This window comes from Halomonas sp. HL-93, from assembly GCF_900086985.1.
GTDB lineage: Bacteria > Pseudomonadota > Gammaproteobacteria > Pseudomonadales > Halomonadaceae > Vreelandella.
Window position 1 is genome coordinate 2401362 of the sequence record NZ_LT593974.1, and the last position, 21870, is coordinate 2423231.

Sequence of the window (21870 nt, forward strand, 5' to 3'; positions counted from 1 at the left end):
GCTGCATTAACGCTAGCTTTGACGACGAGTGAGCGACAACGGCTCACATTCGCTAGCTACGATAATCGGCGTTGATCGATACATAGTCATGGGAGAGATCCGAGGTCCATACGGTGGCGTTTTCTTGTCCTCGACCCAAGCTGATGCGTATCGTTATCTCGTCTTCAGCCATCACTCTGCTGCCGGCTTCTTCCGTATACCCTTCAGCCCGTCCGCCGTTTTCCACCAGGCGCACGTCGCCTAACTCAACCGTCACCCTCTTTACATCAAACTCATCCACTGGTGCACGGCCAATCGCTGCCAAAATACGGCCCCAGTTAGCATCTGATGCATATAGCGCCGTCTTGACTAACGGGGAGTGAGCCACGGTAAAGGCGACATCGAGTGCCTCCTGGCGCGTATGGGCCTGATCAACCTGCAATGTGACAAACTTGGTCGCGCCTTCGCCATCGCGAATAATCGCCTGCGCCAGCTCCGTCATTACCCGCTGCAAGCCGTTGCGGAATATCTCAATGTGCGCTTCGCTTTCAATCCGCGCGCCCGTGCCGGTGGCTGCCAGCATACAAGCGTCATTGGTTGAGGTATCGCTGTCCACGGTAATACAGTTAAACGACCGGTCGACCGTTTCGCGCAGCAAGCGATCCAGCAATGCTTGCTCAACGCCAGCATCGGTCACCACAAAGCCCAACATGGTTGCCATGTTGGGCTTAATCATCCCCGATCCTTTGGCGATACCGTTGATGACGACCTCGCTGTCTCCCATCGTCAAGGTGACACTCGCCCCCTTGGGACGCGTGTCCGTCGTCAAAATACCTTCAGCCGCATGCTGCCAGGCTTGACTATCAGCCGCCAGGTCTGCAAACGCCACCGGGATGCCGTCCAGCAATCGCGCCATGGGCATCGGCTCCCCAATCACGCCCGTTGAGAACGGCAGCACCGCTGCATCGTTGACACGCGCGTGCTGGGCAAGCGCCGCACAGCAGGTCAACGCATCACGATGACCTGCGTCTCCTGTCCCCGCATTGGCGTTGCCCGTATTGATCAACCAATAGCGAGGCACCTCGCCGTTTTTACCCGCAAGCTGCAAATGAGCCTTGGCCACCGTTACCGGGGCGGCACAAAAGGCGTTACGGGTAAACACTCCCGATACCGTTGACGCTTCGGGAAGTTCAAACACCACGACATCGCGACGGTTCGGCTTTTTAATCCCTGCCATTGCCGAGCCCAAACGCACCCCCTCAAGGGGTGGCATATGGGGAAAAGGCATCGTTCCTACCGCCATATGGCTCTCCTTTGGCGTGGTTCATAGCGCTTAGTTAAGTTTACCGCAGCACTGCTTATATTTTTTACCTGAGCCACACGTGCAGGGATCATTGCGCCCTACTTTGGGCCCTTCACGGCGAACGGGGCGACCATCTGCGCCGGGAGCTTCTTGGGGAGTGTCGCTGTCATCGGTCCCCGGCGATTCTGGCTCATCATGCCGGCTATCAGCGGTAGCTTTTTCGCGTTCTAATGCCTCACGACGCCTTTTCTCAAGTGCTTCCACTTGTTCAGGCTGGCGCACCTGTACATGACTGAGAATCCGCGTTACGTCTGCCTTGATGTTAGTTAGCAACTGCTGGAAGAGTTCAAACGCTTCACGTTTGTATTCCTGCTTAGGATTTTTTTGCGCATAGCCACGGAGATGGATACCGCGGCGCAAATGATCCATAGATTGCAGGTGCTCTTTCCAACGAGTATCCAGCACTTGCAGCATAACCTGCTTTTCAAAGCGGCGAATCAGCGCTTCACCGGCGGCATCCACTTTAGCGGCATAGGCTTCACGGTGCATGGTGTGAAGGCGCTCGCGTAGCTTATCTTCATTAAAGCGCTGGTCCGCCTCGGCCCACTCCACCACCGGCGCATCCAAATTAAACTCCGTTTTTAGATGCGCTTCTAAGCCAGGCAGATCCCACTGCTCGGCGAGGCTTTGCGGCGGTACAAAATCGCTAATACTGTTATCCATGACTTCTTCATGGATGCCTGCAACAGCGTCTGCCACATCATCTGCCGCTAATACATCGTTGCGCTGTTGATAAATAACACGACGCTGATCGTTGGCCACATCATCATATTCGAGTAGCTGTTTACGAATATCGAAGTTGCGTCCCTCGACTTTCTTCTGTGCCCGCTCGACGGCATTGGAGACCATCTTGTGTTCAATGGCTTCGCCCCGCTCCAGCCCAAGCGCTTGCATCAGGCGCTTAACGCGCTCAGAACCGAATAGACGCATCAAGCTGTCTTCAAGGGATAAGAAGAAGCGGGTAGAGCCTGGATCCCCCTGGCGCCCAGCACGACCACGCAGCTGGTTATCAATCCGCCGTGATTCGTGGCGCTCGGAGCCAATTACATGCAAGCCACCAGCTTCCAATACGGCGTCGTGACGCTGCTGCCATTCGGCTTTCAGGGCATCAATTTGCGCTTGGCTGGGCTGTTGTAATTTAGCCACTTCGGCTTCCCAGTTACCGCCTAACACGATATCGGTACCGCGGCCCGCCATGTTGGTGGCGATGGTCACCGCCCCAGGACGCCCTGCCTGGGCAATGATCTCCGCCTCGCTTTGGTGCTGCTTGGCGTTGAGTACGTTAAACGCCAGATTGGCTTCACGCATTAGCCGCGCGATGTACTCCGAGGTTTCAATTGATGCCGTACCTACCAGCACAGGACGACCGGCCTCTGTCTGTTCTTTGACATCCTGGATGATGGCTTCGTACTTTTCCTCCGCACTAAGATAAACCAGATCATTGAGGTCTTTCCGCGTGAGCGGTCGATTGGTGGGGATCACCACGACGTCCAGCCCATAAATCTGGCGGAACTCGAAGGCCTCAGTATCGGCCGTCCCCGTCATCCCCGCGAGTTTTTCGTAGAGGCGGAAGTAGTTCTGAAACGTTGTTGAGGCTAAGGTCTGGCTCTCACGCTGCACCGTGACGCCTTCTTTGGCTTCGACGGCTTGGTGCAAGCCTTCGGACCAACGACGTCCGGGCATCGAACGGCCGGTATGTTCGTCAACGATCACCACCTGACCATCGGAGATCATATAGTCAACGTCAACGTGATAGAGGTGACGCGCACGCAACGCCGAATGCATATGCTGAAGCAAGTTCAGGTTCTGAGCGGCATAGAGGGAGTCATCTTCGCCCAGTAGCCCCTCCTCGCGCATTAGCGCCTCGACCTTGTTATGGCCCTGCTCGGTCAGCTCGACCTGTTTTTGCTTTTCTTCAAGCAAAAAGTCGCCGGTAACTGGTGCGTCCTCGTCTTCGGACACCTCGCCTTTTTCTAGTTGCTGCGATAAACGATCAACTACGTTGTAGAGGTCTGTGTTTTCGTCGACAGCACCAGAGATAATTAACGGCGTACGGGCTTCATCGATAAGGATCGAGTCCACCTCATCCACAATCGCATAGTGAAGGCCTCGCTGGACTTTATCTTCCAGTGAAAAAGCCATGTTATCGCGTAGATAATCGAAGCCAAATTCGTTATTGGTGCCGTAGGTAATATCGCAGTGATACGCATGGCGCTTTTCAGCGCTGGTTTGGCCTGCAAAAATAACCCCGACGGTAAGGCCCAGAAATTCATAAAGCGGGCGCATCCATTCAGCGTCACGACGCGCTAGATAGTCGTTCACCGTGACCACATGCACGCCTTTCGCCGGCAGCGCATTTAAGTAAACCGCCAGCGTGGCCACCAGGGTTTTACCTTCACCCGTTTTCATTTCGGCGATACGCCCACGGTGAAGAGTTATCCCACCCACCATCTGCACGTCAAAGTGGCGCATCCCCATGACACGCTTACTCGCCTCACGCACCACCGCAAAGGCCGTTGGCAGCAAACTGTCCAGGGATTCACCGTCGTCTAATCGCTGACGTAACTTAGCCGTTGTGGCTTGCAGGTCGGCATCGCTTAACGCCTCAAACTCACTTTCTAACGCATTAACATGCTGTACGCTTTTATGCATGCGCTTAACATCGCGGTCATTCTTAGAACCAACGACTTTACGTAATAAATTATTGATCATGTAGTTTCCAACTAGCAGCGAGCGCCCTTTGTCGGGGACACCCCGTTCCATAAAAGAAGAAGGTTGGCTGACTTATCAGCGGTAAAACGGGGGGTAGCACGGCGGGCCACGACGACTGAACACATCGTGTGCAGCAACGAGCACACTTACAAAACACCGAAATACCGCACGCTGCGGTGACAACAAGGTGAAGGGTTTTATCACGACCCACCAGCGTCGCAGAGCGCGCCGCCGGGTTGCCATTAAACGAGTTCGGGCACGCAATACGGAAGGCACCCAAAAACACGCCACTACACTACGCTCACCGCCCCTGAACGCTTCCACATAGGTCAGGTTAGTGGGTAATAGGCAGCCGACCAACAGACCCGCCAGCCACCAACGCGCTAAGCCATGACGGCGCTGACGCCGTGGCAATACCGAGGCAATGTTTAACGCTTGCGACATGCTGTGGACAAGCTCCTGAGCGTGTTAGGCTTTAATGGCCGGGCGATATACTGCATGCTGCCCGAGAGCACCCTTTATGGTGCACTAAGCGATACCTTAGGAATCAAGTGTATGAGTATAAAGGTTAAGCGATCTCAGGCACAGCCCATCGGCCGTCTGATGGGCAAGTCGGGCGATATCGGCAAGCTTATGCGTCTCTCGAAGCTGATCGATCAGGCGCAGCGGCACTTGCAGGCGCATCTTCCCGAGCCCATGCGCGAGCACATTTATGTTGGCGGGTTTCGCGATGGACGATTGACGCTAATCAGCGGACAAGCGCAATGGCTAACGTGGCTACGCTATGAACAAGCACGTCTGCTCAGCCTCATCCATCAACTACCCGGATTCGAAGGCGTTACCGGGTTTACCTTTAAAGTGCGGCCAATTAGAACTATCCAAGCCCCTTTACGCAATACACGCTCGCTGTCTTGTTCGGCGGGTAAAACTCTAGCTGACTGCGCCCAGGACACTAACCACCCCGCGCTCAGGCAAGCATTGGAACGACTGGCCTCGCACGCCCCTAGCTCTCACCATCCTAACGAGCGCAACGATGAATCGACCCACTAAGTATAATATTGACGCGCAAAGCAAAACGCACCGCCGAGGCGGTGCGTTTTCAAAGCTTAAGGCGTGCACAGGCGATTACGCCATAGCAGGTGCCGCGTAGGAAATCGGCGCAACCGCTTTTTCTTCTTCAAAGGTCACGATTTCAAACGCATCCGGCTGAGCCATCAACTCTCGACAAAGCTGGTTGTTCAATGCGTGTCCCGATTTAACGCCGCGGAACTCGCCAATCAGGCTATGACCTAGCTGATACAGATCACCAATGGCATCCAACACCTTGTGCTTGACGAACTCGTCTTCGTAGCGCAGTCCGCCTTCATTGACGATCCGATAGTCATCGACAACGATCGCATTATCAAGACTGCCACCTAATGCTAAATTGTTGGAGCGCAGAAACTCCAGGTCACGCATAAAGCCAAATGTACGGGCACGAGAGACTTCTTTTACGAATGACGTAGTAGAGAAATCTATCTGCGCCTTTTGCTTCTGCTGGTCGAACACCGGGTGATCAAAATCGATGGTGAATGAGACCTTGAAGCCCTGATGAGGCAAGAAAGTCGCCTCTTTGTCATCTTCCGTTACGCTGATGGGTCGCTTGATGCGAATAAATTTCTTGGCCGCCTCCTGCTCCAGAATCCCCGCTGATTGAATCAGGAATACAAATGGGCTGGCGCTACCATCCATGATGGGAACTTCCGGCGCGCTAACATCAACGTAAGCATTATCGATCCCCAGCCCAGCAAAGGCCGACATTAGATGCTCAACTGTCGCCACCTTAACACCCTGATAGCTGAGCGCGGTGCATAGCTTGGTATCTTCAACCAACTCAGCTCGGGCAGGTACATGAACCACTGGGTCAAGATCCGTTCTGACAAACACAATCCCCGTATTGGCGGGTGCCGGACGCAAAGCCAAGTGAACTTTTTTTCCAGAGTGTAAGCCCACTCCGGTGGCGCGAATGACATTTTGTAGGGTGCGTTGTCTGATCATGGGCAGTGGTAGAACTCTAATAACGGGGAAACCGCAAGGGATGAAAGTTATCAAACAGTGTTCACTTTAACAGCAAACGAGGGTTTTAACCAATAAAACTCTCGTTTGCTGGAAGCATGAACCTAATCGCTTGTATCAATCCGCTTGGCGGCGAAGAAACGCAGGGATGTCTAAATAATCGTCAGCATCCGCAGCACGACGTTTTTCAGGGCGCGCAGGAGCACTCTCAGCGGCTTCGGCACGACTGGTCGCCTGCTGGCGCATTACCGTCGGCTGTTGCAGCTTGCGATAATCGGCAGAGGTTTCCGTCGCACGACGAGCCGGTTCACGGGCTGCCGCTTTCGGCTGCCCACCATCCAAACCTGCCGCAACGACCGTTACGCGCAACTCGTCGGACATTTCCATATCGATGGAAGTTCCCACCACAATCGTTGCTTCTTGAGAAGCAAACTCTTGTACGGTGGCGCCTACGTCGTTAAATTCGCCAATCGAGAGATCCGGGCCTGCCGTGATATTGACCAGGATGCCTCGCGCACCATGCAAGTCGATATCTTCCAGCAGCGGGCTGCGGATGGCTTTTTCAGCGGCTTCGCGGGCACGATTTTCGCCAGTGGCACCGCCCGTACCCATCATAGCCATACCCATCTCTGACATTACCGTGCGCACGTCGGCAAAGTCGACGTTGATAATGCCCGGGCTGGTGATTAGCTCGGCAATCCCTTGAACAGCCCCTAGCAGCACGTCGTTGGCTGCGCTAAAAGCGGTCAACAACGTAGCGTTCTTGCCCAGGACAGAGAGCAGCTTTTCGTTGGGTATGGTAATCAACGAGTCAACGTGCTCAGAGAGCTCTTTCATGCCCTCTTCTGCAGCACGCATCCGCTTAGGCCCTTCAAACGGGAAGGGACGCGTTACCACCGCGACCGTCAGAATGCCCAGTTCCTTGGCCACCTGCGCGACCACGGGCGCACCGCCAGTGCCGGTGCCGCCGCCCATACCGGCGGTGATGAACACCATGTCAGCCCCGTTGAGAAGCTCGGCAATACGCTCCCGGTCTTCCATCGCGGCTTGACGGCCGACGTCGGGATTGGCACCCGCGCCCAGCCCTTTGGTGATCTCTCCCCCAAGCTGCAGGACCGTTTTAGCGGACACGCGTTTCAATGCCTGGGCATCGGTGTTGGCGCAGATGAACTCGACGCCTTCGATGTTGCTTTCGACCATGTGATTAACAGCGTTGCCGCCACCGCCGCCAACGCCAACCACTTTGATGACCGCACTGCTCGAGGGTGCGCTATCTACCAATTCGAACATAAGCCCCGTCTCCTGAACCGCGCTTGCGGCCCTGTCAGAAATTTCCTTTGAACCAGCCTTTGATTCTTGCCAGCGCTGCACTGCCATCCTTGACGTCACGCCGGGAGACGTCAGTACGCCCCTTGTGCACAGGGATGACTCCCCGTTGACTTTCTCGACCATGCCCATGGCGGGATTCCTGCAATGCATAATGCAGTAAACCAACGCCCGTTGCATAGATAGGATTGCGTACCACGTCTGACAACCCTTTTACATTTTGCGGACACGCAATGCGAACTGGCATGTGAAAAATCTCTTCTGCCAGTTCACTCACGCCTTCCATGCGTGACGTACCGCCAGTCAGTACCACACCCGCCGCGACCATATCCTCATAGCCGCTGCGCCGCAGCTCGTCTCTGACCAGCGTAAAAAGCTCTTCATAGCGTGGTTCGACTACTTCGGCCAAAGCTTGTCGGGAAAGATCCCGTGCTGGCCGGTCACCCACGCTAGGTACTTTGATCATTTCATCACTTGCCGCTAACTGCGTCAGCGCACAGGCATACTTTACTTTAATTTCTTCAGCGTGCTGAGTCGGCGTTCGCAGCGCCATGGCAATGTCGTTAGTGACTTGATCACCGGCGATAGGAATAACCGCTGTATGGCGAATAGCCCCTTCGGTAAAAATCGCCATGTCGGTGGTTCCCCCACCGATGTCGACCATACAAACACCGAGTTCACGCTCATCTTCAGTCAGCACTGCCATGCTGGACGCCAGTTGCTCAAGAATAATGGCATCCACATCAAGGCCGCAGCGACGCACACATTTTTCAATATTTTGCACCGCGTTAAGCGCGGCCGTCACCAAATGAACCTGGGCTTCAAGCCGGACCCCCGACATCCCCAAAGGTTCGCGAATACCACCCTGGGCGTCAATTGAGAACTCCTGGGGCAGAACATGCAGCACCCGCTGACCTTCAGAAACAGCGCGCGCTCGTGCTGAGTCAATCACACGATCAATATCAGAGGGGGTTACTTCGCGCTCTTTAATCGCCACCACCCCATCGGAGTTCATCGATTTAATATGGCTACCCGCCACACCGACATAGACCGAATGAATATCACACCCCGCCATCAATTCAGCTTCTTCTACTGCACGCTGAATTGACTGAACGGTGGATTCAATATTAATCACCACGCCGCGTTTCATGCCCCGCGAGGGATGCGAGCCAATACCTGCAATTTCAATCCCGCCATCGTCAGTTGGCTGACCGACTATCGCGACGACCTTGGACGTTCCAATGTCCAGCCCGACCACCATGTTGGATGCGTTGGGTGAGCCTGCCATGAGTCGGGAAATCTCCTTGTCGTCTTAAATAAAAACAATTAACGCTCAATGCTACTTGGGCACTAGTTAATAAGAGTGCCAACTTTCGCCTTTGTGACGCTTGGCAATGAGCCAACTTAATCAATGGGATTAACATTTATAAATCCCAATTGGCACATAGTATAGAAACAATTGGCACAATACGACTAGTCAAATATCACAATAGTCGCGATAAAAGCGAAATAAAACCCCAAGCGCGCAGTTTTCACCGACAGCGACTGCTTACTTTACACCTTTAAACACCCTTTCATCCCCTGGTTACTCTTCTTGCACATCAAATTCACTTTCGCCATGCCAAGCTACCGCCACTCCATTGGGATAGCGTAAATCGATATAACGGATTCGTTCGCTTAAACGACTCAATTCGCGCTGCCAGGAAGCACTTAAACGCGCCAGTCGTACTTCATGTTGACGACGCCCCAACATAACCCAAGCGCTATCATTTAACTGTAAGCGCCAAGCACCACGAGGCTCTAAGCGTAGTTGTGTTAAACGTAAATCTAGTCGTGCAAAATGCGGCGTTAATTGATGATAGTAATTTAGCACTTCTTCACTGCTACCCGCTGGCCCTGCCATATCAGGCAATCCTTGAGGCACCCCTAATGGGGCGAACGCAAATGCTTCCCCCTCTTCATTAAGCAAAAAATCGTCATTCCAGCGGGCTACCGGGGTTTGTTCGACCAATTCAAATACCAGCGTGTTAGGCCACTCACGCGTAATGCGTACTTCATGTAACCAGCCAATGCGTAAAGCCTGTCGCCTTATTGCACTCAGATCAGCGGATAGCCACTGACGATCCTCAACGACCGGCGCCAACTGGGTGCGCAAGTAGTCAGCGTCAACATACTGCCAGTCGCCTCGTATAGATACACGCTCAATGGGGCGATCAAGCCACAGCCAAAGCGCCTGCCCCCCCGCCACTAACAGAAGGCCCAACATCAAACCACCCAACCAGGCCTGGCGTTTTTTCATGAGGCACTCTGCTGACCGGCCGTTTTTAATATACGCATGACGAGCTGGTCAAAATCGATACCTGCATATGCCGCTGACTGAGGCACAAGGCTGTGGTCGGTCATGCCCGGCACGGTGTTGACTTCCAGCAGCCAAAAACGCCCCTCATTGTCGTGCATCACATCAACACGCCCCCAGCCCTGCCCACCCACGGCGGCAAAGGCTTGTTGGCAAAGCGTTGCTAAGGCAGCTTCATCATCTTGGCTAAGGCCGCACGGCAAATGGTACTGTGTCGTGTCAGTTAAATACTTGGCTTCATAGTCGTAAAACCCACCTGGGACTTCAACACGAATGGCGGGAAGCACCTGATCGGCCAGCAAACTCACGGTGTATTCGTCACCTTGAATAAATCGCTCCGCCATGACCCGCGCATCGAAACGTGCCGCGTCGTGGTATGCCGCTTCAAGGGCAGCTTGGTCGTCAACGATACTGATGCCTAGCGTCGACCCTTCATGAACAGGTTTAACAATCAATGGCAAACCAAGCTGGGCCACAACTCCCGCCCAATCAGCATGGGCATGCAGCATAATGCTCTCAGGCGTTGGCAATGCAAGGGCATGCCATACTTGCTTGGTACGTTGCTTATCCATGCCTAATGCTGATGCCAATACGCCACTGCCCGTGTAAGGAATGCCCAGCAGCTCAAGCGCGCCTTGCAAGGTGCCATCCTCACCACCACGGCCGTGCAACGCCACAAAAACAGCCGTCGGTGCCAGCTTTTCAAGGCCAGCCAGCCCGCCTTCGCGAAGGTCGTAGCCCTGTACGTTCACGCCCTGCCGCTTGAGGGCCGCGAGAATAGCAGCACCACTTTTTAAAGATACATCGCGCTCGGCAGACTGGCCGCCATACACTACGACGACTCGCTCTAGCGACAAGGGTTGAAAGTTAACTTCGCTCACAGCTCTACCTCATTTAACGCCATCTTTGCTTGCGCTAAGCGCAGCGAGATACCACCTACATCACCCGCGCCCTGGGTAATCAAAATGTCGCCGGGGCGAAGCACGTTGCTTAATAGACTGGGCAATTCGTGTTTATGCTCAACAAACAGCGGGTCGACTTCCCCCCGCTGGCGAATGGAGCCCGCCAAGGTACGCCCTTCTGCGCCGGGAATAACCGCTTCGCCTGCACTGTAAACATCCAACAGCACAAGCGTGTCCACCTGAGATAGTACACGCACAAAATCTTCGTATAAATCACGGGTACGGCTGTAGCGATGGGGCTGATAGAGCATAACAAGACGTCGATCCGGCCAACCTGCGCGGACCGCCTGAATCACCATATCGACTTCCCGCGGATGGTGACCATAGTCGTCGACCAGCATAACCTCTCCACCGGTCGGAGAGGGGTAATGTCCATGCACTTGAAAGCGTCGCCCGACCCCGGCGAAACCTGCCAAACCGCGCATGATAGCCGTATCGCTAACCCCTGCATCGGTGGCCACGACAATCGCCGCCATGGCGTTTAGTGCATTGTGACGCCCTGGCATCGCCAGACGAATGGGTAGAGGCTCAGCTCCCGCTGGACGCAACGCAGTGAAAGAAACTTCGCCGCCATGCTGGGCAAAATCAACAATCCGATAGTCGGCATCCGCATCAAACCCATAGGTGACAAACTGACGTTTTACCTGGTCACTCAGCTCGCGCACATTGGCGTCATCAATACAAAGCACTGCTAGCCCATAGAAAGGCAGGTTATGTAGAAACTCGACAAAGGTGCTTTTAAGGCGGGAAAAATCACCGCCGTAAGTCGCCATGTGGTCTGCGTCAATGTTGGTGACAATAGAGACTAGCGGCTGGAGATGCAGAAAAGACGCATCCGACTCATCGGCCTCGGCCACTAAGTAATCGCCCTCGCCTAACCGCGCGTTAGTACCCGCACTGGTCAACTTACCACCGATAACAAACGTTGGATCAAGGCCACCCTCAGCCAATAGCGTCGCCGTCAAACTCGTCGTTGTGGTTTTGCCATGGGTGCCGGCTACCGCGATACCGTGGCGAAACCGCATCAACTCAGCGAGCATTTCGGCGCGACGAACCACGGGCACCCGATGCTCGTGGGCCCAGCGAATTTCGGGGTTGGTAGGATCAATGGCGGTCGACACCACTACCACATCAGCCCCCGCCACGTGCTCTTCAGCATGGCCAATCGCTATACTCACGCCGCAATGGGTCAAACGCTCGGTGACCGTAGACGGTTTCAAATCACTGCCGCTAACAGCATATCCTTGATTCGCCAACACCTCTGCGATGCCGCACATGCCTGCCCCGCCAATGCCGACAAAATGAATACGGCGAATGCGGCGCATTCCTGGGCCGCCAGTTGTGGCCGGCGAGGCCGCAGCCTTGGTTACAGAATCGGTCACGCAGTATCTCCTTGCGGTATCACAGCCAAACACCCAGCGACCAGCCGTTGCGTCGCCTCTAAGTGCGCGGCTTGGCGGGCGTTAGCGGCCATTGTCGCCAAGGTGTCGGGCGTTAATAGGTTTGCCAGTTCATGGCTTAGGCGCTCGTCAGTCAGTTCAGACTGAACAATGCATAGTGCTGCCTGCGCATCGACAAGCACCTGTGCATTGATCCGCTGATGATCGTCAACGGCAAAGGGAAAAGGCACCAACAGCGCTGGCTTTGCCGCTGCTGCCAGCTCGGCAACGGTCAACGCTCCGGCACGGCAGACGACTAAATCCGCCCAGTCGTAAGCGGCCGCCATATCGTCGATAAAAGGCTCAACGCGTGCCTCTATGCCATGCTTCGCATAAAGCGCTGCAGTATCGCTATCGCGTGCTTTTCCGGCTTGATGCCACACGTCTGGACGCTGAGACAACGGCAGTTTGGCTATCGCTGGAGCCAGACGCTCGTTAAGTGCAACCGCACCCAGCGACCCACCTACGACTAACAACCTGAGACAACGCGCCGACATGGCAGCCTCATCCCGCGGTGTATCGCCCAAAGTGGCGATATCGTCGCGCACCGGATTACCAATCACTTCCGCCCGCTGGCTAAATGCCTGCGGAAAGGCGGCATAGGTTTTCGTCGCCAAGCGTGATAGTACCCGATTGGTCAATCCCGCCACGGCGTTTTGCTCATGAATGACCAGCGGAATAGCTAATGTTTTAGCCGCCAGGCCGCCAGGGCCACTGGCAAAGCCCCCCAGTCCAACCACAACCTGGGGGTTGAAAGTCGCAATAATGCGACGTGACTGGAGCACCGCACGACTCAAATTTAATGGCGCTTTCAGCCAGCCCGCCACGCCGTTGCCGCGGAGCCCTGAAATGGCAATGGTATGCAAGCGGATACCCGCTTCGGGAACCAATCGATTTTCAATACCTTTCGGACTGCCCAGCCACTCAACTTCAATGCCCTGAACCATCAAGGCGCGCGCCAATGATAAGGCAGGTATCACGTGGCCACCGGTCCCTCCCGCCATGATCATTACGCGGCGCGTTGACTGTGTCACATGCAACTCCTTAACCTTAAACTATGAAAGACGTGGCTCGCGACGCGGTCTATAGGGCGTCGAGGCACGCTTGGGATAACGACGCGTTTCAGCATCAGTGCGTAACAACAGCCCGATCATCACGCCCGTCACCAGTAAGCTGGAACCACCGTAGCTCATAAGCGGCAGTGTCAGCCCCTTGGTAGGCAGCAACCCCGAACTGACCGCCATATTGATAAATGCCTGAGCAGCAATAATAAAGCCGATGCCATAGCTGACGTAAGCACCAAATAAATGGCCTGAAAGCTCAGCTCGACGCCCTACCCACATGGCACGAGCAATCAACAGCGTAAATAGCACCACTACCGTAATGGCACCCAGCATCCCCAACTCTTCAGCAACAACCGCAAAAATAAAGTCGGTGTGTGACTCAGGTAGGTAATGCAGCTTCTGCACGCTGTTACCGAGCCCGGTCCCTGTGACGTGGCCACGACCAAAGGCAATCAATGCCTGGGTCAACTGATAACCGGTCGCGAACTGATCGGCCCAAGGGTCTAGAAAACTGGTCCAGCGAGCCAAACGGTAGGGTTCCAGCGCCACCATCATCACGGCACCCGTTGCTAACAGGCTGCCACTGCCGATCAACAGCGTTAGCGAGGCACCCGCCATCATCAGCATGCCAATGACACACACGGTAAATACCACCATGCCGCCAAAGTCTGGGGCTAAAAATAATAGCCCCGCCGGCACGGCCAATACGGCCAACGGCCGCCACATACTAAATGGCTTGCGCCGAAGATCATAAGTAAAGCGCGACATAAAGGCTGCCATGTAGAGAATCAAGCCAACCTTGGCAAACTCAGACACTTGCAGGCTGGGAAGCGGCCCCGGCAGCGCTATCCAGCGTTTACTGCCATTAATCTCCTGACCAATGAAAAGCACCAGCGTTAAGAGTGCGATACTGACTAGCAGGATCAGGCCAGCATTTTGTCGCCACACCTCGAGCGGCACGCATAGCATCAAAACGCAGATCGAGACGGCAAAAACAAGAAAAATGCCGTGCTGCCGCGCATAATGATAACTGTCATCCAATAATCCGATTGAGGCGGAACTTACCATCACCCACCCAAACCCGGCTAAGACCACAGCGATCACAATTAACCAAACATCGCAGGGCATCCCCTGGGTGGACAATGCTTGGCGCAGATCTTGTAGTCGCTTCATGGGGTTGCCTCGCTTTGCTGTGCTTTTTGGGTCACCCAATCACGAAATACATCACCCCTTGCCTGATAATTAGCGAATTGATCCAGGCTAGCGCAGGCGGGGGACAACAGTACGCAATCGCCCGGTTGGGCGAGCGCATACGCCTCTTCCATTGCGTGCGCTAAATCTGGCACCAAGCGGGTCTCGACGTGGCCAGCTAAAGCGTCTTCAAGGCGCAGCGCATCCTGCCCAAAAAGCACAACGCAGCGTGCGGCCCGGCGTAATGGCTCCGCCAAAGGAGCAAAATCAGCCCCTTTGCCCACCCCACCGGCCAGCAATATCAACTGACCTGTCAAACCAGTGCCAATGCCTTCAATAGCGGCGAGAGTAGCGCCCACATTGGTACCCTTAGTGTCATTCACCCACTTCACTCCGTTGAGTTCGGCGATGAATTCGCTGCGGTGAGGCAGACCTTTGAATGCCTTAAGGGCCTCGCACATGGCGGCCGGGTCAAAACCTAACGCATCCCCCATGGCCAGAGCGGCCAGCCCATTAACGTAATGATGCCGTCCCACCATGGCCAGCTGGTCGGCATCAAGCCAGGGGGTCGCCCCTTGCATCAGCATCAAACGTCCCTGCTGGTATGCCAATCCCCAGTCGTTCCCGCTTGGGGGCTGATGACCAAAGCGGGTCAGCTTGGCAGGCGGATGACTGGGGAAGGTCATTGGATCGTCGGCATTCACGATAGCGTGTTGCGCACCGCGGAAAATTCCTTGCTTGGCTTTGCGATAGCCCTGCATATCGCCATGCCGGTCTAGGTGGTCTTCAGATAAATTTAAAAACGCCGCCACCTTCGCTCCAAGGCAGGGCGTTGTTTCAAGCTGAAAACTGGAAAGTTCTAGGATGAATAACTCGGCGTCAGGCTGTTGCGCCAACAGGTCCAACGCGGCGGTGCCGAGATTACCGCCGACGGCGGCGTTGACGCCCGACGCCTGAGCCATCTTGCCGAGCAGGGTCGTCACGCTTGATTTGGCATTTGAGCCGGTGATGGCAGCAATGGGTGCACGTGTTGCGCGCGTAAACAGGGCCATTTCACCTACCAAGCGGGGGTCGCCTGTGCACGGGTTCAGGTGTCCCGCGAGCGGCGCCAATACCGGATGGTGTGGGTCAACGCCGGGGCTAATCACCACCTCTTCCGCTGCCTCAAGGTTCAACACCTCAAGGGGCCCACAATGCACGACCACCTCAGGATGCGCGTCGCGGAACGCTGCAAGCCCAGGCGGTTCCTCGCGGGTGTCGGCCACCATAAAAGGCACGTCCAGTCGCGCCAGGTGGCGGCATATCGCCCGCCCTGAGACCCCCAGCCCCACTACTAACGTCATTCCTGGTGGAACACGAACCATCCCGGCTCCCTCAAGCCAAGCCGACAATGGCTCAGCCGTGTTAAAAATGAAAAATAAAAGGTTTAACGAACTTTGAGTGTTGCCAGCCCCAACAACACCAGCACAACGGTAATAATCCAGAAGCGCACAATAACACGCGGTTCTGGCCAACCTTTCAATTCATAGTGGTGATGCAAAGGAGCCATACGGAAGATACGTCGCCCCGTTAGCTTGTAAGAACCAACTTGTAAAATGACCGAAACGGTCTCCAGCACGAAAATACCGCCCATGATAAACAATACAATTTCCTGCCGGACGATAACGGCAACCACACCTAATGCAGCGCCTAGAGCAAGCGCTCCCACGTCGCCCATAAACACTTGCGCAGGGTAGGTATTGAACCATAAAAAGCCCAGCCCAGCCCCGGCAATGGTGGCGCAGAAAACCGCCAGTTCACCGGTGCCCGCAATAAACGGAATATGCAGATAATTGGCAAACAATGTGTTGCCACTGACATAGGCAAACACAGCCAGCCCCATCGCCACCAGCACGGTTGGCATGATGGCCAACCCATCGAGGCCGTCAGTCAGGTTGACCGCATTGGAGCTCCCCACAATCACCAAGTAGGTTAACAAGATGTAAAAAACGCCCAGCGGTATTGCCACGTCTTTTAACGTAGGTATTAACAAGCTGGTTTCCAGTGAAGAGGCCGCAGTGAAATATAGAATTAACGCCGCGCTCAACCCCACCACCGATTGCCAAAAATATTTCCAGCGTGCGGGCAGTCCTCTGGGATTTTTCTCAACCACTTTGCGGTAATCGTCAACCCAGCCAATAGCGCCAAAACCCAGCGTGACGCCCAGTACGACCCAAACATAGTGATTGGTCAGGTCGCCCCACACCAAGGTGCTGATCGCCATGGCCATCAGAATCATCGCACCGCCCATGGTGGGCGTGCCGGCTTTGGAAAGATGTGACTGCGGCCCGTCATCACGAACAGCTTGACCGATTTGCCCTTCGACCAAGCGCTTTATTACCCACGGCCCCAGCCATAAGCACAAAAATAACGCCGTTAGAGCAGCTAAAATCACCCGCAGCGTTAAATAATTGAAAACCTGAAAGACAGATTGATACTGCGCCAGAAAATTCGCCAAGTGAAGTAACATGAACGGCGTTTACCTTATTTCATCCGTGCGCAGGGCGGTGACAACATGTTCCATGCCTGCGCTGCGCGACCCTTTAACCAACAAACTGGCATTGGGCGGCAACGTATTATGAAGATGACGCACAAGCGTCGCGTGATCATTAAAATGCAATCCACCATCAAAGGCATCGCTGGCTGGCCTTGCGGCTTCACCTAGGGTTAAAAACGTCTCTACCCCCAATTGCGCCGCATAACGGCCAATCTCTGCGTGTAGCTCGCGAGAATCGCTACCCAGCTCACCCATAGCTCCCAACGCACACCAATGCGGCCCCGGCAGACTCACCAGAGTGTCCAATGCCGCTTTGACTGCACCTGGATTGGCGTTGTAAGTGTCATTGAGCACCTTCGCGCCCCGTGGCCCTGGAAGCACACTGAGCCGGTTAGGCAGCGCAGTTAAACACGCTAATCGCTCAATGACCTGCTCTTCCGACACACCCAAGCTGAGTGACGCTGCGGCCGCTGCTAAAGCATTACTGACATTATGTTTGCCAAGCAACGGCAGTTGCACCCGACCAAGGGCTCGCCGTTGATAGTTAAGCGTGAAAGCATAACGCCCTTGAGAGTCACAGGAAAGCGCTTCAGCATAGATATCTGCCGTTGCCTCAACGCTGTAGCTAATGACGCGGCGCGGCGCGGCGCAGGCTGTCCAGTAGGCAAAATACCGATCGTCACGGTTTAAAACCGCCACACCATCAGCCTGCAAGCCACCCAGCACCTCGCCCTTAGCCTGGGCGATTTGCCCCATTCCACCGAACTCGCCAACGTGGGCACCGGTTACATTAGTGATAATCGCGACCTTGGGCTGGGCCAAGCGGGTCGTCCAGGCGATTTCACCCAAATGATTGGCACCTAGTTCGACTACCGCCGCTTGATGGCTAGGCGCAAGCGCCAGCAAGGTTAGCGGGGCGCCAATGTCATTATTGAGGTTGCCTTGGGTGGAGTGAACGGGCCCCAGCGATGCTAAAAGCGTCGCAGTGATGTCTTTTACCGTGGTTTTGCCACTGTTCCCGGTTACCGCCACAAGGGGACCCTGCCAGGCTTGGCGTGCGGCAGCCGCCAACAACCCCAACCCTAAGCGGGTGTCGGAACACACCAACTGAGGCAGCGCGCTATCCACCGGTGCTTCCACCAAGGCAGCAACAGCTCCCGCCTGTTGTGCTTCAGTCAATAAATCATGTCCGTCAAAACGTGGCCCTTTTAGCGCCACAAATAAACCGCCAACCACCATATGGCGCGTGTCGGTGACGATATCTTTTATTGGCATGGTCGCCAAGGCAGGCGGCACTTCAACAGCAAGGGCAGCGGCTACATGACCCAATGTCCAGTCCATCAACGAACTCCCCGGGTCGCCAATGCCGCCTGCACCGCTTCCCCGTCATGATAGGGATAGCGAACGCCTTGAATTTCCTGATAGGGCTCATGCCCTTTCCCCGCGACCAGAATGACATCATCAGGGCTTGCATGACGAACGGCGTAAGCAATTGCCTCGCCCCGCTTTGCTATTTCAAGTGGCTGAGCCTGGTGGCTAAAGCCCGCCAAAATCGCTTGGCGAATACCATCAGCGGGCTCACCACGGGGGTTATCATCGGTCACGATCACGCTATCCGCATGAGTTTCTGCTACACGGGCCATCTCGGCGCGCTTACCGGTATCGCGCTCACCGCCACAGCCAAACACGCACCATAAGCGCCCTGCGTGACTCGCCAGTGCGCGCAGGGCGTTATCAAGTGCATCCGGCGTATGAGCATAGTCCACTACGACGCTGGGGGCGCCCGCTTGACGATAACATTCCATACGTCCTGGAACGGGAGCAAGCGATGCCGCCGCATCAAAAAGCGCCTCCAGAGGCTCGCCTAAGCCGTATAGCGTTGCCATTGCCAACAACACGTTATCCAGATTGAAGCGGCCCATCAGCGACAGCGACAGTGCTTTCTCCCCCTCTGGCGTGGCGATCAAGGCCTGCTGTCCTTGACTATGGGGATGCCAACCCACCACGCGCAGCGTCACCGCCTCGTCCTGGCCCGTCGCCAAAACGCGCACGTGACTATCGCATCCTGCCAACATCAGACGCGCCAGAGAATCATCACCGTTGACAACGGCCAGGGTGAGCTCCGTACGCCGGAACAGTTTGGCCTTAGTCGCTGCATAGGCAGCCATGCTGCCATGATAATCCAAGTGGTCACGGCTCAAATTAGTAAACACACCCGCCGTGATATCAACGCTATCCAGCCTAGATTGATCAAGGGAATGGGACGACACTTCCAACGCCACACGCTTTACGCCCTGGCGAGCCAATTCACCCAGCGCTGCATGCATGGTGAGGGTACCTGGCGTGGTCAAGCCCGTATCGCGCAGCGCACCTAATCGACCGACTCCCAAGGTCCCGATAACCCCCGCGGAGGTCCCCAAGGCATCGCTTAATGCGGCGATGTAATGCGTCACTGAACTCTTTCCATTCGTTCCGGTGACTCCAATCACCTCGGGCCCTTCAGGCAACTGAAAGAGCGCACGGCCAAGCTCGCCTAAACGACGCGTGAGATAGGGCAACTGAAGCACGCGCCCCTGCAGGGTAATATCCCCCTGACTCACATGCGCCAAGACCAAGCCCGCCCCTGCGGCAATGGCATTATCAATAAAATCACGACCATCGAACCGGCCACCGGGGATAGCCACAAACACATCTCCCGGAGTAATTTGCCGGGAGTCACTGGTGATATTAATCCGTTCGGGCAGCGATGGCAGCTCGCTTGGCAACCCGCCCGCGGGCCACACTTTGGCCAGTGCTTGTACCAATTCACTTGGGCTGAGCGTCATGCAATCTCCTTCCCACTAGTCCACCTCATGATCGGGCGGTACATCCAATAATCTGAGTGCGTTACCGGTGACACTTGAGAATACCGGTGCTGCCACTGCTCCACCGTAAAACTCACCTGCTTTCGGGTGGTCAATCATTACCACCGTCACAATGCGCGGATCCGATATCGGGGCAATACCAGCAAATACACTACGATAAGCATCTGTTGCATAACCTCCCTGCCCCGATTTACGTACCGTGCCGGTCTTGCCACCTACGCGATACCCCTCTACCCGGGCTCGGCGACCACCGGAGTAGGCACCTACTGACGTTTCAAGAATGTCAAGCAAATCATTGGCAACATTGGGAGACATTGCCGAGGTTCCCTCGGGAGGCGAAGATAGTCGCAGTAGTGACGGCGGTAATCGCGTGCCATCGTTTGCAATAGCAGTATACGCGCTGGCTAGTTGCACTGCTGATACCGACAACCCGTAGCCATATGAGAGCGCTGCCCGCTCACTACGCGACCAGCGTATCGGGGCAGGCAAATGGCCGTTGCTTTCCCCCGGAAACCCCGTTTCAGCGCTTTGGCCAAAGCCCATTTGATGATATTTTTCCCAAATCGCGTTGTCGTTAAGCTCCAGGGCGAGACGCGACATGCCAATATTGGAGGATTTCTCCAGAATACCCGCCAGATCCAGCTCACCGTAGTTGCGAATATCACGGATTGTGTATTCGTCGATACGCATCCAGCCAGGAGACGTATCGACGACGGTCTCGCTATCAAACCCCTCGCTCTCCAATATCGCCGACATCGCTAATGGCTTCATCACCGAGCCAGGTTCAAATACGTCCACCAGTGCCTGATTACGCAGCCCCCGGGGATCCATGCCGGCCCGATTATTAGGATTGTAAGAGGGCAGATTTGCCATGGCCAGCACCTCACCGCTGCGTGCATCCAGCATCACCACCGAACCGCCGTTTGCCTCGTTTTCGGCAACCGCTGAGCGCAGTTCGCGATAGGCCATATACTGCAGGCGCTGGTCAATCGAGAGAGTCAAATCACCGCCGGGCTGGGCGTCGCGGATAACGTCCAATTCCCTGACTAAGCGCCCTTGGCGATCTTTAATGATGCGACGCTGTCCTGGGTGACCAGCCAAATGAGGCTGGTAGGCAAGCTCGAGACCTTCCTGTCCCACATCATCAACATTGGTAACGCCAAGCAGTTGGGCAGCAACTTCGCCTGCGGGGTAATAGCGCTTGTATTCGCGCTCGGGATACACCCCGGTCGTGCGCAAATCGAGGATGCGCTGGGCGGCTTCTGGCGTCATTTGGCGACGCAGATACATGAATTCACGCTCGCTATAGCGCGCCACGCGGGCCTCAAAATCATCTAGCGACATTCCAAGCGCTTGCGCTAACACAATGCGCTGGATAGGGTCGCTGGGCAATTCCTGAGGATTCGCCCATAGCGTTACAACAGGTGTGGAAATTGCCAGCGGTTCGCCATTGCGGTCGGAAATCATCCCTCGGTGAGCAGGAATAACCTCGTTACGCAGCGTGCGGGCATCGCCCTGGCTTTGCAGAAAGGGGCGATCTATCACTTGAAGCAGCGTAATCCGCCCAATCAGAATGGCGGAGACGATAACGATCGCAAGCAAAATAAAGAAAAACCGCCCACCCGGAAGTGGCGGCGCAACAGGTGGTTGACGTGAGCTGACACCTCGACGCTGAGCACTCATGGCCGAATGACCTCAACATCATTGACGTCTGGAATTCGCATGCCTAAGCGTTGGGTGGCGATTTGTTCGATGCGCGCGGGCGTCGACCAAGCGCCTTCTTCAAGTAGCAGCTGCCCCCATTCGGTATTTAATTGACTCTGCTCCTGCTCTAACCGCTGCAGTTCGGCATATTGGCCACGCGTCGCGTGAGTTGTCGCCACTACGCCAAAAGCCGTTACCAGGCAGGCTACAAAAATCAAACCAAACACCACCGGCCAGGGCCGTAAGCGAAAAGTAAATGGCCACTCAGCTTGTAGGGTGGACAGCCACCGATCAAATTGCTCCATGCTCATGGTTGCAT

Annotated in this window: 18 protein-coding genes; 1 reads left to right on the forward strand and 17 read right to left on the reverse strand. The window is 55.3% G+C overall.

What is annotated here, in order from left to right:
• Positions 1–52: 52 nt before the first annotated feature.
• The 3 genes from argJ to GA0071314_RS11170 all read right to left on the reverse strand — a co-directional run bounded on the left by argJ (position 53) and on the right by GA0071314_RS11170 (position 4498).
• Complete coding sequence (gene argJ / locus GA0071314_RS11160; protein WP_074396711.1) at positions 53–1282, reverse strand: bifunctional glutamate N-acetyltransferase/amino-acid acetyltransferase ArgJ; 1230 nt, start codon at positions 1280–1282, stop codon at positions 53–55.
• Positions 1283–1312: 30 nt separating this feature from the next.
• Complete coding sequence (gene secA, locus GA0071314_RS11165) at positions 1313–4054, reverse strand: preprotein translocase subunit SecA (protein WP_074396712.1); 2742 nt, start codon at positions 4052–4054, stop codon at positions 1313–1315.
• Positions 4055–4129: 75 nt separating this feature from the next.
• Positions 4130–4498, reverse strand: coding sequence for a hypothetical protein (locus GA0071314_RS11170; protein ID WP_074396713.1), 369 nt, complete (start codon positions 4496–4498; stop codon positions 4130–4132).
• 111 nt (positions 4499–4609) lie between these two features.
• On the opposite strand from GA0071314_RS11170, the gene GA0071314_RS11175 reads away from it, so the two are divergent.
• On the forward strand, positions 4610–5104 hold the full coding sequence (locus GA0071314_RS11175) for a DUF721 domain-containing protein (RefSeq protein WP_074396714.1): 495 nt from the start codon (positions 4610–4612) through the stop codon (positions 5102–5104).
• A gap of 75 nt (positions 5105–5179) precedes the next feature.
• On the opposite strand, the gene lpxC is transcribed toward GA0071314_RS11175, so the two are convergent.
• The 14 genes from lpxC to ftsL all read right to left on the reverse strand — a co-directional run bounded on the left by lpxC (position 5180) and on the right by ftsL (position 21862).
• Positions 5180–6091: a UDP-3-O-acyl-N-acetylglucosamine deacetylase gene (gene lpxC, locus GA0071314_RS11180; protein WP_074396715.1), complete on the reverse strand. Its 912-nt coding sequence runs from the start codon at positions 6089–6091 to the stop codon at positions 5180–5182.
• 135 nt (positions 6092–6226) lie between these two features.
• Positions 6227–7399: a cell division protein FtsZ gene (gene ftsZ, locus GA0071314_RS11185; RefSeq protein ID WP_074396716.1), complete on the reverse strand. Its 1173-nt coding sequence runs from the start codon at positions 7397–7399 to the stop codon at positions 6227–6229.
• 34 nt (positions 7400–7433) lie between these two features.
• On the reverse strand, positions 7434–8723 hold the full coding sequence (gene ftsA, locus GA0071314_RS11190; protein WP_074396717.1) for a cell division protein FtsA: 1290 nt from the start codon (positions 8721–8723) through the stop codon (positions 7434–7436).
• Positions 8724–9020: 297 nt separating this feature from the next.
• Positions 9021–9734: a cell division protein FtsQ/DivIB gene (locus GA0071314_RS11195; RefSeq protein ID WP_074396718.1), complete on the reverse strand. Its 714-nt coding sequence runs from the start codon at positions 9732–9734 to the stop codon at positions 9021–9023.
• Positions 9731–10672, reverse strand: coding sequence for a D-alanine--D-alanine ligase (locus GA0071314_RS11200; RefSeq protein ID WP_074396719.1), 942 nt, complete (start codon positions 10670–10672; stop codon positions 9731–9733). The genes GA0071314_RS11195 and GA0071314_RS11200 overlap by 4 nt, the downstream gene beginning before the upstream one ends.
• Positions 10669–12078 (reverse strand): UDP-N-acetylmuramate--L-alanine ligase, encoded by a 1410-nt coding sequence (gene murC / locus GA0071314_RS11205; RefSeq protein WP_074398512.1) that lies wholly within the window; start codon positions 12076–12078, stop codon positions 10669–10671. Before murC ends, GA0071314_RS11200 begins: the two co-directional genes overlap by 4 nt.
• Before the next feature lie 53 nt (positions 12079–12131).
• Positions 12132–13226, reverse strand: a complete 1095-nt coding sequence (gene murG / locus GA0071314_RS11210; RefSeq protein WP_074396720.1) for an undecaprenyldiphospho-muramoylpentapeptide beta-N-acetylglucosaminyltransferase — start codon at positions 13224–13226, stop codon at positions 12132–12134.
• 21 nt (positions 13227–13247) lie between these two features.
• Complete coding sequence (gene ftsW, locus GA0071314_RS11215) at positions 13248–14429, reverse strand: putative lipid II flippase FtsW (RefSeq protein ID WP_074396721.1); 1182 nt, start codon at positions 14427–14429, stop codon at positions 13248–13250.
• Positions 14426–15811, reverse strand: a complete 1386-nt coding sequence (gene murD / locus GA0071314_RS11220) for a UDP-N-acetylmuramoyl-L-alanine--D-glutamate ligase (protein ID WP_074396722.1) — start codon at positions 15809–15811, stop codon at positions 14426–14428. Before murD ends, ftsW begins: the two co-directional genes overlap by 4 nt.
• A 62-nt stretch (positions 15812–15873) precedes the next feature.
• Complete coding sequence (mraY, locus tag GA0071314_RS11225) at positions 15874–16956, reverse strand: phospho-N-acetylmuramoyl-pentapeptide-transferase (protein WP_074396723.1); 1083 nt, start codon at positions 16954–16956, stop codon at positions 15874–15876.
• Between the two features lie 9 nt (positions 16957–16965).
• The gene (locus tag GA0071314_RS11230; RefSeq protein ID WP_074396724.1) at positions 16966–18324 is read right to left on the reverse strand and encodes a UDP-N-acetylmuramoyl-tripeptide--D-alanyl-D-alanine ligase; all 1359 of its coding nucleotides are present in this window, start codon (positions 18322–18324) and stop codon (positions 16966–16968) included.
• Positions 18324–19808 (reverse strand): UDP-N-acetylmuramoyl-L-alanyl-D-glutamate--2,6-diaminopimelate ligase, encoded by a 1485-nt coding sequence (locus tag GA0071314_RS11235; RefSeq protein ID WP_074396725.1) that lies wholly within the window; start codon positions 19806–19808, stop codon positions 18324–18326. Before GA0071314_RS11235 ends, GA0071314_RS11230 begins: the two co-directional genes overlap by 1 nt.
• 15 nt (positions 19809–19823) lie before the next feature.
• Complete coding sequence (locus GA0071314_RS11240) at positions 19824–21530, reverse strand: peptidoglycan D,D-transpeptidase FtsI family protein (RefSeq protein ID WP_074396726.1); 1707 nt, start codon at positions 21528–21530, stop codon at positions 19824–19826.
• A complete protein-coding gene (ftsL, locus tag GA0071314_RS11245; RefSeq protein WP_074396727.1) occupies positions 21527–21862 on the reverse strand; it encodes a cell division protein FtsL in 336 nt (111 codons plus the stop codon). The genes GA0071314_RS11240 and ftsL overlap by 4 nt, the downstream gene beginning before the upstream one ends.
• Positions 21863–21870: the final 8 nt, after the last annotated feature.